The organism is Streptomyces sp. Isolate_45, from assembly GCF_024721315.2.
Lineage (GTDB): Bacteria > Actinomycetota > Actinomycetes > Streptomycetales > Streptomycetaceae > Streptomyces.
The window spans coordinates 1-15,619 of record NZ_JANFAK020000178.1 but is presented as its reverse complement, the minus strand read 5'-3'; the positions used below and the strand labels follow the sequence as shown (position 1 = coordinate 15,619).

The window sequence follows — 15,619 nt, the reverse complement described above, 5'->3', positions numbered from 1 at the left end:
ACACCGGCGCCTGCTCCACGATCACGTGCGCGTTCGTCCCGCTGAACCCGAACGACGACACACCCGCACGACGCGGGGCATCGGTGCGGGGCCAGGCGATGGTCTCGCCGATCAGGGAGACGGCGCCCGCGTTCCAGTCGACGTGGGGGGTGGGCTCGTCGAGGTGGAGGGTCTTCGGCACGATGCCGTGGCGCATCGCCTCGACCATCTTGATGATGCTCGCGACACCTGCCGCGGCCTGTGTGTGTCCGATGTTCGACTTGATGGAGCCGAGCAGCAGCGGGCGGTCGGCCGGGCGGTCCTGGCCGTACGTGGCGAGGAGGGCCTGGGCCTCGATCGGGTCGCCCAGCGTCGTGCCCGTACCGTGCGCCTCGACGACGTCCACGTCGGCGGCCGCCAGGCGGGCGTTGGTGAGGGCCTGGTGGATGACGCGCTGCTGTGACGGGCCGTTGGGGGCGGTGAGCCCGTTGGAGGCACCGTCCTGGTTGATGGCGCTGCCGCGGATCACGGCCAGTACGGGGTGTCCGTTGCGTTGCGCGTCGGACAGTCGCTCGACGAGGAGCATGCCGACGCCCTCGCCCCAGCCGGTGCCGTCGGCGGCGGCCGCGAAGGGCTTGCAGCGGCCGTCGGAGGCGAGGCCGCGCTGGCGGCTGAACTCGGTGAAGGTGGCTGGGGTCGCCATGACGGTGACACCGCCGGCGAGGGCCATGGTGCACTCCCCCGCCCGCAGGGCCTGCACCGCGAGGTGCAGGGTGACCAGGGAGGACGAGCAGGCCGTGTCGACCGTGACGGCGGGGCCTTCGAGGCCGAACGTGTAGGACACCCGGCCGGAGGCGATGCTTCCGGAGCTGCCGGTGCCGAGGAAGCCCTCGACGCCCTCGGGGACGGAGTCCAGGCGGGCGGTGTAGTCGTGGTACATCACGCCGGCGAAGACGGCCGTCCGGCTGCCGCGCATCGACGTCGGGTCGATGCCGGCCCGTTCGAACGCCTCCCACGAGGTTTCCAGCAGCAGTCGCTGCTGCGGGTCCATCGCCATGGCCTCGCGCGGGGAGATGCCGAAGGGCGCGGGGTCGAAGCGGGCGGCGTCGTAGAGGAATCCGCCTTCGCTGACGTAGCTGGATCCGGCGCTGTCGGGGTCGGCGTCGTAGAGCGTTTCCACGTCCCAGCCGCGGTCCGCCGGGAATCCGGAGATCGCGTCACGGCCGTCGGCGACGAGCTGCCACAGGTCCTCGGGGGTGCGGACACCGCCCGGGTAGCGGCAGCTCATCGCGACGATCGCGATGGGCTCCTGGTTCTGTTCCTCGACTTCGCGCAACCGCCTGCGGGCCTGGCGCAGATCGGCGGTCGCCCGCTTGAGGTAGTCGCGAAGCTTGTCCTCGTTCACCATGTGCGTGGGCTCCATGCCAGAGAGGCGGTCGTACGGGTCTGTCCGTGGTGGTCGGGGGTGCCGGGCGGGCACGGGTGGTGCCGCGCCCGGCGGGCTCGCCGGCGCTTCGGCTCAGGAAGCGCCGAGTTCGTCGTCGAGCAGGTCGAAGAGCTCGTCGTCGGTGGCCGTGTCGAGGTCGTCGTCGGTGTCCTCGTCGGCCGTGGTGCGGCCGGTGTCCTGGCCGGTGTGCCACTTGGACATGAGGGCCTGGAGGCGCATCGTGATGCGCGACCTGGTGACGCTGTCGGCGTCCGTCGCCTCCGCCGCTCCCAACGCGGCTTCCAGCCGGTCGAGTTCGTCGAAGACGGCTGGTCCGTCGCCGTCGAGGGCGAGTGCGGTGCGCAGGTGGCCGGCGAGTTGCTCGGGGGTCGGGTGGTCGAAGATGAGCGTGGCCGGGAGTCGCAGTCCGGTGGCCGCGCCGAGGCTGTTGCGCAGTTCGACCGCCGTCAGCGAGTCGAAGCCGAGTTCCTTGAACGCGCTGCCCGGCTGGATGGCGGCCGCGCCGTTGTGGCCGAGTACCTGGGCGACGTGGGTGCAGACCGTGTCGAGCAGTACCCGGTCCCTTTCGGCGGGCGGCAGTTGGGCGAGCCGCTGCGCCGTGGAGCCCGGGGCTTCGGCGGTCGCGCCGCCGCTCGTCCTGCGGCGTACGGGTGCACGGAGCAGGCCGCGCAGCAGGGGTGCGACGTGGTCGCCGGCCTGGGCCCGGAGGGTGGCCAGGTCGAGTCGGGCGGGCACGAGGAGGCTCGTGGTCCGCGGTGCGTCGCCCTCCCGGGGGGTCGTCGAGTCCCACAGCGCGGCGTCGAAGAGGGCCAGTCCGTCGGACTGCGACAGCGCGTTCATGTTGCCGCGTTCGAGGCGCTGCCGGTCCTGGTCGTCGAGGCCGGCGGCCATACCGGCCTCGTCGTCCCACAGGCCCCAGGCGAGCGAGAGGCCCGCCAGTCCCTGTGCCCGGCGGTGTTGGGCGAGCGCGTCGAGGAAGGTGTTGCCGGCCGCGTAGTTGGCCTGGCCGGCGTTGCCGAACACGCCTGCCGCCGAGGAGAACAGGACGAACGCCGACAGGTCGAGTTCCCGGGTCAGTTCGTGCAGGTTCCAGGCGGCGTCGGCCTTGGGCCGCAGCACCTTCGTGACCCGTTCGGGGGTGAGTGAGGTGACGGTTCCGTCGTCGAGTACACCGGCGGTGTGCACGACGGCGGTCAGTGGGTGTGCGGCCGGTACGGAGTCCAGCAGTGCGGCCAGGGCGTCCCGGTCGGCGGTGTCGCAGGCGCCCCAGGTGACGCGGGCGCCCAACATGGCCAGTTCGTCACCGAGTTGTGCCGCGCCGGGTGCCGCGCCGCCGCGGCGGCTGGTGAGCAGCAGGTGGCGCACGCCGTGCTCGGTGACGAGGCGCCGGGCGAGGAGGCCGCCGAGGGTGCCGGTGGCTCCGGTGATCAGGACGGTGCCCTCGGGGTCCGGTCCACGGCCGGCGGGGGCGCCGTCCGGCTGCGCGGGCTCGGCCGGGGTCAGCGTGGCGCGGGCCAGCCGGGGGGCGTGTACGACCCCTTCGCGCAGTGCGAGTTGGGTCTCGTCGGTTGCGAGCGCCGCGGGCAGCGCGCGGTGGGATCCGTCCTCCTCGTCGAGGTCGATCAGGACGAACCGGTCGGGGTGCTCGGCCTGGGCGGAGCGCACCAGACCCCACACGGCCGCTTGCGGCAGGTCCGTCACGTCCCCGTCGGGGTCCGTGGCGACGGCGCCGCGGGTGACGATCGCGAGCCGGGATGCGGCGAACCGGTCGTCGGCCAGCCAGCCCTGGACCAGTTCGAGGGCGTGGCGGGTAGCGGCGTGGGCGGCGGTGGCCGGGTCCGTCGGCGCGAGGTCGGCGGCCGGGGTGACGAGGACCCTCTCCGGTACCTCCTCACCCAGGGCCTCGGCGAGGTCGAAGGCTTCGCCGAGGGCGCTCAGGTCGGCGTGGGTCGCCTCGGACGGGTCGTCGAGGACTCCGGCCCGTTCCAGGGCGGCGCCCACCTTGAGCGGGTCCGCGCCGAGCAGCGCCCATCGGCCGTCGGCCGGCGACTGCGTCGTGGTGAGGGGCAGGGTGGTCCAGTCGATCCGGAACAGGGCCTCGCGTACGGGGCCGGCGGCGATGCCGTCGGCGGCCAGGGGGCGCAGGACGAGCGAGTCGACGCTCAGGACGGGCTGTCCCGCCCCGTCCCACAGGGTCAGCGCCACTGCGTCCCGGCCGGCGGGTGTCATCCGTACGCGCAGGGTGGAGGCGCCGGCCGCGTACAGCCGTACGCCGTCCCAGGAGAAGGGCAGCCGCGCGCCCTGCGGGCCTTCGGGGAAGAACTCTCCGAGTCCGACGGCGTGCAGGGCCGCGTCGAGGAGCGCCGGGTGGAGGCCGTACGGGGCGGCTTCCGCGAGGCGGTCCGCGTCCAGGGCGACCTCGGCGTAGACGTGGTCGCCGAGCCGGTGGGCGCGGCGCAGGTTGCGGAAGGCGGGGCCGTAGCCGAGTCCGATGGCGTCGAAGCCCTCGTACAGTCCGTCCACGGGGCAGTCGACGGCGCCGGCCGGCGGCCACTCCGCCAGGGGTTGGACGCCGGTGTCGGTGTCCTGGGCGTCCGGGGCGAGGACGCCGTCGGCGTGCCGGGTCCACGGCTCGTCGGGGGCGGCCTGTTCGGGGCGCGAGTAGATCTGGAGGGCCCGGCGTCCGTGGGTGTCGGGCGCGGCCACGGCGAGCCGCAGCTGCGTTCCGCCCGTCTCGGGGAGCACCAGGGGTGCTTCGAGGATGAGGTCGTCGAGGCGGCCGCAGCCGGCGTGGTCGCCGGCGCGGACGGCCAGTTCGACGAGCGCGGCGCCCGGCAGCAGGACGGTTCCCGCGACGCGGTGATCGGCCAGCCAGGGGTGGGTGCGCAGGGAGAGCCGCCCGGCGAAGAGGAAGCCGTCCGAGTCCGGGAGGTCGACCGCCGCCCCGAGGAGCGGGTGTGCGGTCGCGCCGAGGCCGGCGGAGGCGACGTCGCCCGCGAGGGCATGGGCGGGCGCCTCCAGCCAGTACCGCTGCCGCTGGAAGGCGTAGGTGGGCAGGTCGACCCGGCGGGCGCCGGTGCCGGAGTAGTAGGTCTGCCAGTCGACAGCGATCCCCCGCAGGTGGGCGCGGGCGAGGGCCGTGGCGAGGGTGGCCTCCTCGGGGCGGCCGGCGCGCAGGACGGGTGCGAAGGCGACGTCCACGGCCTCGGTGAGGCAGTCCTGGGCGAGGGCGGAGAGGACGCCCTCGGGACCGAGTTCGAGGTAGGTGGTCACGCCGGCGGCTTCCAGGCTGCGGACGCCGTCGAGGAAGCGGACCGTCTCGCGGACGTGCCGGACCCAGAAGTCCGCCGTACCCATCTCGCCGTCGGTGACGATGGCGCCGGTCAGGTTCGACACGATCGGGATGCGCGGGGCACGGTAGGTGAGTCGTTCGGCCACCTCGCGGAAGGCGTCGAGCATGCCGTCCATCAGCGGGGAGTGGAAGGCGTGGCTGACGGTGAGGCGCTTGGTCTTCCGGTCGGGGAACGGGGCGACGACGGCCGGGGCGGCGTCCTCGTCACCGGCGATCACGACCGAGCGCGGACCGTTGACGGCCGCGATGCTCACCCGGGCGGTCAGTAGCGGGAGGATCTCCTCCTCCGACGCCTGTACGGCGATCATCACACCAGCGGACGGGAGTGCCTGCATCAACCTGGCGCGTGCCGCCACCAGTTCGCAGGCGTCGGGGAGGGACAGCACCCCGGAGACGTGCGCGGCGGCGATCTCACCGATGGAATGACCGGCCACGAAGTCCGGTGTCACACCCATTGATTCGAGGAGCCGGAACAGGGCCACCTCGACTGCGAACAGCGCCGGCTGCGTGAAACGCGTTTCGTCCAGCAGGGCCGCGTCCGTCCCGAAGAGGACATCGCGCAGGGGCGTTCCGAGGTCGAGCCGCTCCCCCACCTCGTTCAGCGCCGCGGCGAACACCGGGAAGGCATCGTACAGTTCGCGGCCCATGCCGAGCCGTTGGCTGCCCTGTCCGGTGAACAGGAAGGCGAGCTTCCCGGGGGTCGGCGAGTCCTCCAGCACGTGGGCGGACCGGTCGGCCGCGGCGAGCGCCGCGAGACCCGTCAGGAACCCGTCGCGGTCCTCGGCGACGACCGCGGCCCGCCGGTCGAGGCCGGCCCTGGTCGTGGCCAGGGCGTGGCCGATGTCGGTCGGGGACAGGTCGGGGTGTGCGGCGACGTGGGCCACCAGGCGCGCGGCCTGGTCGCGCAGGGCAGGGTCGTCCTTCGCCGAGAGGATCCACGGCAGGCTGCCCGGCGTCCGGGTGGGTGCGGTCCGTGCCGCGGGTCCGGCCGGTTCGGGGGCCTGCTCGATGATGGCGTGGGCGTTGGTGCCGCTGAATCCGAAGGAGGAGACCGCGGCGCGGCGCGGGCGCCCGGTCTCCGGCCAGTCCGTGGCCGACTCCAGGAGCGTGACGGCGCCGGCCGTCCAGTCGACGTGCGGGGTCGGCTCGTCGACGTGGAGGGTCCTGGGAAGGATCCCGTGCCGCATCGCCATGACCATCTTGATGATGCCCGCGACGCCGGCGGCGGCCTGCGTGTGGCCCATGTTCGACTTGATCGAACCGAGGAGCAGCGGCCGGTCAGCGGTGCGCTCCTGGCCGTAGGTCGCCAGGAGGGCCTGGGCCTCGATCGGGTCGCCGAGGGTCGTGCCCGTACCGTGCGCCTCCACGGCATCGACGTCGGCGGCCGACAGACCCGCGTTGGCCAGGGCCTGGCGGATGACGCGCTGCTGCGACGGACCGTTGGGAGCCGTCAGGCCGTTGGAGGCGCCGTCCTGGTTGATCGCCGTACCCCGGACCACGGCCAGCACCGGGTGACCGTTGCGGCGGGCGTCCGAGAGCCGCTCCACCAGCAGGACGCCGGCGCCCTCGGCCCAGCCCGTGCCGTCGGCGTCGGCGGAGAAGGCCTTGCAGCGGCCGTCGGCCGCGAGGCCCCGCTGTCGGCTGAACTCGACGAAGGCCGCGGGAGTCGCCATGACGGTCACGCCGCCCGCGAGGGCGAGTGAGCACTCCCCGCTCCGCAGGGCCTGCACCGCGAGGTGCAGGGCCACCAGGGAGGACGAGCAGGCCGTGTCGACGGTGACGGCCGGCCCCTCCAGGCCGAAGGTGTACGACAGCCGGCCGGAGATGACGCTGCCGGCGTTGCCCGTGCCGAGGAATCCCTCGACGCCCTCGGGCAGTGCCGCCAGCCTGGAGGCGTAGTCCTGGTACATGACACCGGCGAAGACGCCGGTCCTGCTGCCGCGCAGGGACCGCGGGTCGATGCCCGCCCGTTCGAACGCCTCCCACGAGGTCTCCAGCAGCAGGCGCTGCTGCGGGTCCATCGCGACGGCCTCGCGCGGCGAGATCCCGAAGAACGCCGGGTCGAAGGCGGAGGCCTCGGCGAGGAAGCCGCCCTCGCGGGCGTAGCTCGTACCCTCCCGGCCGGGGTCGGCGTCGAAGAGGCCGTCGACGTCCCAGCCCCGGTCCTCGGGGAACCCGGAGACGACGTCCCGGCCGTCCAGGACGAGCCGCCACAGGTCCTCGGGCGACTGCACGTCCCCGGGGTAGCGGCAGCCCAGTCCGACGATCGCGATGGGCTCGTCGTCCCGGACGGTGACGGCGACCGCCGTCCGCGACGCCGCGGGCGCCGCTCCGAGCAGCTCGGACCGCAGGTGGTCGGCCAGGACCGTCGAGGTCGGGTAGTCGAAGACGAGGGTGGCGGGCAGCCTCAGGCCGGTGGCCGAGCCCAGCAGGTTGCGCAGTTCGACGGCGGTCAGCGAGTCGAAGCCCAGCTCGCGGAAGGACCGGTCGGCCTCGACCGCCCCGGGCCCGGCGTGACCGAGCACGGCCGCAACCTGGGTGCGCACCAACTCCAGTACGAATAGCGCCTGTTCCGCGTCCGACAGGCCGACGAGTGCTGCGGCCGGGGTGTCGACATCGGCGACACCGGCGGCCCGGCGGGTGGGTGTGCGGACGAGGCCGGAGAGCAGCGGCGGGAGCATGCCGGCGCCCGCCTGGACGCGGAGTGCGGCCGGGTCCAGCTTGACCGGCACCAGCAGTGACCGTCCGGTGGCCGGCGCGGCGTCGAACAGGGCCACACCCTCCGCGGCCGTCAGGGCGCTCACGCCACCCCGGCCGAGCCGGGAGACGTCCTCGGCGGCGAGGGTGTCCCCCATGCCGCCCGTCTCGGCCCACAGGCCCCAGGCGAGGGAGGTGCCCACCAGGCCCTGGGCGTTGCGGTGGGCGGCGAGGGCGTCCAGGAAGGTGTTCGCCGCCGCGTAGTTGGCCTGCCCGGCGCCACCGAACACACCGGCCGCGGAGGAGAACAGCACGAAGGCCGACAGGTCGAGTTCGCGGGTCAGCTCGTGCAGGTTCCAGGCCGCGTCGACCTTGGGGCGGAGGACCGCCGACAGACGCTCGCCGGTCAGGGAACCGATCACCCCGTCGTCCAGGACACCGGCCGTATGCACGACACCCGTCAGCGGATGCTCCGCCGGAACGGCCGCCAGTACGGCCGCCAGCGCGGCACGATCGGCGACGTCACACGCCGCCCACGACACCTCGGCGCCCAGACCGGCCAACTCCGCCGACAACTCGGACGCGCCCTCGGCCGCCCCACCACGACGACTCACCAGCAACAGGTTCCGCACACCATGCTCGGCCACCAGGTGACGGGCGAAGAGCCCACCCAGCGAACCACTCGCACCCGTCACCAGCACCGTGCCCGCGGCATCCCACTCCGGAGCGGGGGCGTCGGCGCCGACCGACGCACGCACCAGCCTCGGCACCAGGACCGCGCCGTCGCGCACCGCGACCTCGGACTCGCCCGAGGCGAGGGCCGTCATGAGCGCCTGTTCGGGCAGGTCGGTGTTGTCGGCGGCCAGGTCGACCAGCGCGAAACGTCCGGGGTGTTCGGTGGCGGCCGATCGGATGAGGCCCGACAGCGCGGCGTCCGCGAGATCGTGGACGGGCCCGGCCGTCGGACCGGCCACCGGTACGGCGCCCCGGGTGACGAACACCAGGCGTGAGGACGCGAACCGTTCCTCGGTGAGCCAGGACCGGACGAGGGCCAACCCCTCGGCCGTCCGCGCGTGCACCGCTTCCGGGAGCACGATGTCGGCGGGTGCCGGGCCGGTGGTGACGAAAACCAGGTCCGGTACGTCGCCCTCCGCGGCCGCCAGGGCGCTCGGATCGGCGTACTCGGTGCAGTCCAGGCCGGTTACCGGCCCGCCTACGACGGCCCGCGAGGGGATGTCGGCAGTTGTCCGGTCCGTCGGGAGCGGCGTCCACTCGACGTGGAAGAGGGAATCCGGGCGGCGGTCGCGAGCGGCCGCGCCGATCCGGTCGGGTGAGACCGTTCGCAGGGTCAGGGAGTCCACCGAGGCGACGGGCCGCCCGGCGGGGTCGGCCAGTTCGAGGGAGACGGCGCCCCGACCGGCGGGAGCCAGGCGGACCCGGGCGGCCGCGGCGCCGGCCGCGTGCAGCCGTACGCCGCTCCACGCGAAGGGCAGCCGGGCGCCCTGCGCGGCGTCGGCGTCGGTGTCCGGGCCGGCGGTGAGGGAGCCGTCGAGGGCCAGGGCGTGCAGTGCGGAGTCGAGCAGTGCGGGGTGCAGTCCGAACGTGTCGGCTGCGTCCTGCGCGCCGCCGGTCAGGGAGAGTTCGGCGAAGAGTTCGCCGTCGCCCCGCCAGGCCGAACGCAGGGCGCGGAACAGGGGCCCGTACGCGAGTCCGGCGGCGTCGAGCAGTGCGTACGCCTCGTCCACCGGGACGGGGGTGGCGCCGACGGGCGGCCAGACGGCGAGGTCGGCGCCGGCGGCGCGCACCTCGTCCGCGAGGAGTCCGGCGGCGTGCCGCAGCCAGGGTTCGTCGTCGGCGCCGGCCGGGCGGGAGTACGCGGCGACCGGGCGGCGGCCCGAGGGGTCGGGTGCCCCCACGGTGACCTGGACCTCGACGGCGTCGCCGGTGTCCGGCAGGACCAGCGGTGCCTGGAGTGTCAGTTCGTCGAGGGCGGGGGCCCCGACCCGGTCTCCGGCGTGCAGGGCCAGTTCGACGAGGGCCGTGCCCGGGACCAGGACGGATCCCATGACGGCGTGGTCGGCGAGCCAGGGGTGGGTGCGCAGCGAGAGCCGGCCGGTGAGGACGTGCCCGTCGGCGTCCGCGAGGGAGACGGCCGCGCCCAGCAGGGGGTGGCCGGCGGCCGCGAGGCCGAGTCCGGTGGCGTCCCCGGGCAGCGGGGTGCCGGTCTCCGGCCAGAAGCGCTCCCGCTGGAAGGGGTAGGTGGGCAGGTCGACGCGCTTGGCGCCGGCCCCGGCCCCGGCCCCGGCGAAGTAGGCGTTCCAGTCGATCGTGACACCCCGGGCGTGTGCCCGGGCGAGCGCGGAGGTCGTGGTCTCCGGTTCGGGGCGGTCGGCGCGCATCGTGGCGGCGAAGGCGGCCGAGGTCGGGTCGGTGACGCAGTCCTGGGCGAGGGCGGACAGGGTTCCGTCCGGGCCCAGTTCGATGTACGTCGTCACGCCGGCGGCTTCCAGGGTGCGGACGCCGTCGAGGAAGCGGACCGTCTCGCGGACGTGACGGACCCAGAAGTCGGCCGTACCCATCTCGCCGTCGGCGATCAGGGCGCCGGTCAGGTTGGACACGATCGGGATGCGCGGGGCACGGTAGGTGAGTCGTTCGGCCACCTCGCGGAAGGCGTCGAGCATGCCGTCCATGTGGGGCGAGTGGAAGGCGTGGCTGACGGTGAGGGGCTTGGTCTTCCGGTCGGGGAAGGATTCGACGACGGCCGTCGCGGCGTCCTCGTCACCGGCGATCACGACGGCTCGGGGGCCGTTGACGGCGGCGATGCCCACCCGGTCCGTGAGGAGCGGGAGGATCTCCTCCTCCGACGCCTGGACGGCGATCATCACGCCGCCGCCCGGCAGTCCCTGCATCAACCGGCCGCGCGCTGCGACGAGTTGGCACGCGTCGTCCAGGGTGAGGACGTCCGCGACGTGCGCGGCGGCGATCTCGCCGATGGAGTGGCCGGACAGGAAGTCCGGTCGGACGCCCCACGATTCGAGGAGTCGGAACAGGGCCACCTCGACGGCGAACAGCGCGGGCTGGGTGTACTCCGTACGGTTGAGCAGTGCGGGGTCCGTGCCGAACAGCACGTCCTTCAGGGGTGGTTCGAGTGCGACGCGGTCGCAGATCGCGTCGAGGGCGGACGCGAACACCGGGTGGGCTTCGTACAGTTCGCGCCCCATGCCGAGGCGTTGGCTGCCCTGTCCGGTGAACAGGAACGCGGTGCGGCCGCTCCTACCGGCCGTGTCCCGGGTCAGTGCGGGGGCGGTGCGGCCGGCGGCGAGGGCGTCGAGGGCGGTGGTGGCCGTGGTGCGGTCCGGCGTCACGATCACCGCGCGGTGGTCGAAGGCGGCGCGGGTCGTGGCCAGTGAGTGGGCGAGGTCGGCGAGTTCGAGGTCGGGGTGGGCGTCCAGGTGGGCGCTCAGGGCGCGGGCCCGGTCGGCGAGGGCCCGTCCCGTGCGGCCGGACAACGGCAGGGGGAACACGCCCGGGGTCGCCCCGGCGTCCGTTGGGGCGTCGGTGCCGGTCGCGGCGCCCGTGCCGGCCTCTGTGTCGGCGGGGGCCTGTTCGATGATCGTGTGGGCGTTGGTGCCGCTGATGCCGAACGAGGACACGCCGGCCCGGCGGGGGCGGCCCGTCTCCGGCCACGGCACCGACTCCGTCAGCAGGTCGACGGCGCCTGCCGACCAGTCCACGTGCGGGGACGGCTGCTCCGCGTGCAGGGTCCGGGGCAGCACTCCGTGCCGTATCGCCATGACCATTTTGATGACGCCGGCGACGCCGGCGGCGGCCTGGGTGTGGCCGATGTTGGACTTGATGGAGCCGAGCAGCAGCGGCCGGCCGTCGGGCCGGTCCTGGCCGTAGGTGGCCAGGAGCGCCTGTGCCTCGATCGGGTCGCCGAGGGTCGTACCGGTGCCGTGGGCCTCGACGGCGTCCACGTCGGCGGCGGTCAGGCCGGCGCCGGCCAGCGCCGCACGGATGACGCGCTGCTGCGAGGGCCCGTTGGGCGCGGTCAGGCCGTTGCTCGCACCGTCCTGGTTGACGGCCGAGCCGCGTACGACCGCCAGCACCGGGTGCCCGTTGCGGCGGGCGTCCGACAGCCGCTCCACGAGCAGCATGCCGGCGCCCTCGCCCCAGCCGGTGCCGTCCGCACCCGCCGAGAAGGCACGGCAGCGGCCGTCGGCCGACAGGCCGCGCTGGCGGCTGAAGCCGACGAACGTCCCCGGGGTGGCCATGACGGTGACACCGCCGGCCAGCGCCAGGTCGCATTCGCCGGTGCGCAGGGACTGGATGGCCATGTGCAGGGCGATGAGCGACGACGAGCAGGCGGTGTCGATGGTGACGGCGGGGCCTTCGAGGCCGAAGGTGTACGAGACGCGCCCCGAGGCGATGCTGCCGGTGCTGCCCGAACCCAGCGAGCCGTCCGCGCCGTCCGCCGACCGCTCCAGCAGGGCGGCGTAGTCGTGGTACATGACGCCGGCGAAGACGCCGGTCCGGCTGCCGCGCACGGTGGCGGGGTCGATGCCGGCCCGTTCGAAGGCCTCCCAGGTGGTTTCCAGCAGCAGCCGCTGCTGGGGGTCGGTGCCGACGGCCTCGCGCGGGCTGATCCCGAAGAACGCCGGGTCGAACGCGGCGGCGTCGTGCAGGAATCCGCCGTGGCGGGTGTACGAGGTACCGGGGTGGTCGGGGTCGGGGTGGTAGAGGGAGTCGACGTCCCATCCCCGGTCGGCCGGGAAGCCGGTGATGGCGTCCCCGCCGCCCTCCAGCAGCCGCCACAGTTCCTCGGGGGTGGTCACGCCGCCGGGGTAGCGGCAGCTCATCGCCACGATGGCGATCGGATCGTCGGCGCCGCCGGTGCCTCCGGCGGCGGGGACGGCGGCCGGGCCGTGGGCCGCGTCGGGGCCGCCGCCGAGTTCGGCGGAGAGGTGACGGGCCAGGGTGAGCGGGGTCGGGTGGTCGAAGACCAGGGTGGCGGGGAGTCGGTGGCCGACGGCCGCGCCGAGCCGGTTGCGGAGTTCGACGGCGGTGAGGGAGTCGAAGCCCAGGTCGTTGAAGGCGTGTTCGGGTTCGATGGCGTCCGGACCGTCGTGGCCGAGCACGTCGGCGACGTGGCCGCGCACCAGGTCGAGGAGCAGCCGCTCCCGCCCGGACGCGTCGAGGCCGAGGAGGCTCCGTTCCAGCCCGGACGGCTCCGCCCCGGTCCGGGCGGGGCCGGAGGCTGCCGTGCGACGTACGGGGGTGCGGGCGAGGCCGCGCAGCAACGGGGCCACGTCCGCGCCGCCGGCGGGCGGGGTGAGCCGCATCGGGACGAGGAGCGCGTGCTCCACGCCGGCGGTGCCGTCGGATGCGGGGGCGTCGCCCGTGGTGCCGTCAAAGGCGCCTGCGTTCGCGCCGAGGGCGTCGGCGAGGTCGAGGAGGGCGAGGCCGTCGGAGGCGGTGAGCCCCTGGACGCCGCCGCGCCTCATGCGTTCCAGGTCGGCCCGGTCCAGGGCGCCGCCCATGCCGTCGGTGTCCTCCCACAGGCCCCAGGCGAGGGAGACGGCCGGGAGGCCGAGGGCGCGGCGGTGCTGGGCGAGGGCGTCGAGGAAGGAGTTCGCGGCGGCGTAGTTGCCCTGGCCCGGCGCGCCGAACACGCCGGCGGCCGAGGAGAAGAGCACGAACGCGGTGAGGTCGAGGTCGCGGGTCAGTTCGTGTAGGTGGAGGGCCGCGTCGGCCTTGGGCCGCAGGACGGTGTCGAGGCGTTCGGGTGTCAGCGATTCGATCACGCCGTCGTCGAGGACCCCGGCGGTGTGGACGACCGCGCGCAGCGGGTGGGCGGCGGGGACGGCCCCGAGGGCGGCGGCGAGCGCCTCCCGGTCGGCGGCGTCGCATGCCGCCCAGGTCACGTCGGCGCCCAGCGCGGTCAGCTCGCGCGTCAGCTCCGCCGCGCCGGGCGCGGTGTCCCCGCGGCGACTCAGCAGGAGCAGGTGCCGTACGCCGCGTGCGGCGACGAGGTGCCGGGCGACGATTCGCCCGAGGGTACCGGTGGCTCCGGTGACGAGGACGGTGCCCTCGGCGTCGTACGCGGGAGCCTCGGCCGGGCTTCCGTCGCCGGCGGGAACCCGGGCCAGGCGGGGTGCGTACGCGGCGCCCTCGCGCAGGGCGACCTCCGGCTCCGGGCGGGCGAGGACGGCGTCGAGGAGGGTGCCGGACGGTTCGACCGGTGCCGTGCCGGTGTCGGAGGCCGGGTCGCGGGCCGGGTCGGAGGCCGCGTCGGAGGCCGGGTCGGTGTCGGTGTCGACGAGGACGAAGCGGCCCGGGTGTTCGGACTGCGCGGAACGCACGAGGCCCCGGACGGCCGCGGAGACGGGGTCGGGTGCGCGGTCGGCGGCGCGGACGGCGACCGCGTCCCGGGTCAGGAGGACGAGCCGACTGTCGGCGAGCCGGTCGTCGGCGAGCCAGCGCCGCAGCAGGCCGAGCGTGTCGTGCGTGGCCGTGCGGACGGCGTCCGGGGTGAGTTCCCGATCGGCCGGGAGGCGTACGAGGACCGTGGCCGGCGCGGGCCCGTCGGTGTCGAGGAGCGTGGCCAACGCCTCGGCGGCGGACGGCACGTCGAGCACCGGAGGGCGCGTGTCCGCCGGACCGGTCGCGTCCGCCGTGGCGGGGAGGGTCAGCGGGGTCCACGCCACCCGGAACAGGTGGTCGTGCGGGCTTCCCGCCCCGGGGGTCCGCTGTGCGTCCGGGACGGTGCGCAGGGTGAGCGAGGCGATGTCGGCGACGGGCTGTCCGGCTCCGTCGGCGAGGGCCAGCGCCACCGTGTCCGGTCCGGTCGCGGACAGTCGTACGCGCAGCGTGGAGGCGCCCACCGCGTGCAGGGCCACCCCGTTCCAGGAGAACGGCAGTCGGCCGCGGCCGGTGTCCTCGACGAGTCCGGCGAGGCCGATGGTGTGCAGGGCGGCGTCGAGGAGTGCGGGATGCAATCCGAACAGGGCCGATTCGGCGCGCTGTTCGTCGGTCGCCTCGATCTCGACGTATGTCGCCCCGTCGCTCGTCCAGGCCGCGCGGACGCCCTGGAACGCGGGCCCGTAGCGGAGTCCGGCCTCGGCGAGCCCGGGGTACAGCTCGTCGAGGCTCAGGGGTGTGGCGTCGGCCGGCGGCCAGGTGTCGGGGGCGAAGGACGGCTGCGGGGCTCCGACGGCGAGGACACCGTCCGCGTGCCGGGTCCACGGCTGCCCGACGGCGTCGGATTCGGACCCGGTGGCGTCGGCCGCGGGCTCGGGTCGGGAGTGCACGCCGAGGGGGCGTCGGCCGGTGGCGTCGGGGGCGCCCACCCAGAGCTGGAGTTGGACGCCGCCGTTCGGGGGCAGCACGAGCGGGGCATGGAGGGTGAGTTCCTCCAGGAGGTCGCAGCCGACCTGGTCGCCGGCGCGGATGGCCAGCTCGACGAACGCGCTGCCGGGCAGCACGACGGACCCCGTGACGGCGTGGTCCGCGAGCCAGGGGTGCGTGTCCAACGAGAGCCGGCCGGTGTGGAGGAACCCGTCGAGGTCGGCGAGGGCCACGGCCGCGCCGAGCAGCGGGTGGCCGGCCGCTCCCAGTCCGGCCGCGGAGACGTCGCCCGGGGGGCGACCCGCGTCGAGCCAGTAGGGCTCGCGCTGGAAGGCGTAGGTGGGCAGGTCGACGCGCTCGAAGCCGGTGCCGGTGTAGTACGCGTCCCAGTCGACGGTCACGCCGCGGACGTGGAGCCGGGCGAGGGCACCGGTCAGGGTGTCGCTCTCGGGGCGGCCGGTGCGGAGCAGCGGCACGAAGGCGGCCGTGCCGGTGTCCTCGGGCAGGCAGTCCGGGGCGAGGGCGCAGAGGACGGTGTCCGGGCCGACTTCGAGGAAGTGGACGACGTTGCGGGCCGCGAGGACCCGGATGCCGTCGAGGAAGCGGACGGCTTCGCGGACGTGCCGGACCCAGAAGTCGGCCGAACCCATCTCACCCTCGGTGACGAGGGCACCGGTCAGGTTGGAGACGATCGGAATGCGCGGGGCGGAGTACGTCAGCCCCTCCACGACCCGGCGGAAGTCGTCCAACATGCCGTCCATGTGCGGCGAGTGGAACGCGTGACTGACGGTGAGCCG

Annotated in this window: 2 protein-coding genes; both read right to left on the bottom strand. The window is 74.6% G+C overall.

Translation table 11 applies throughout. The features are described from left to right. Nucleotides 1-1,387 (bottom strand): beta-ketoacyl synthase N-terminal-like domain-containing protein (locus tag NOD94_RS34740; RefSeq protein WP_281210199.1); only part of this gene is annotated, 1,387 nt, incomplete at its 3' end. A 111-nt stretch (nucleotides 1,388-1,498) separates the two neighbouring features. Further along, nucleotides 1,499-15,619: SDR family NAD(P)-dependent oxidoreductase (locus NOD94_RS34735; protein WP_348652370.1), on the bottom strand; the 14,121-nt coding region annotated here is incomplete at its 5' end.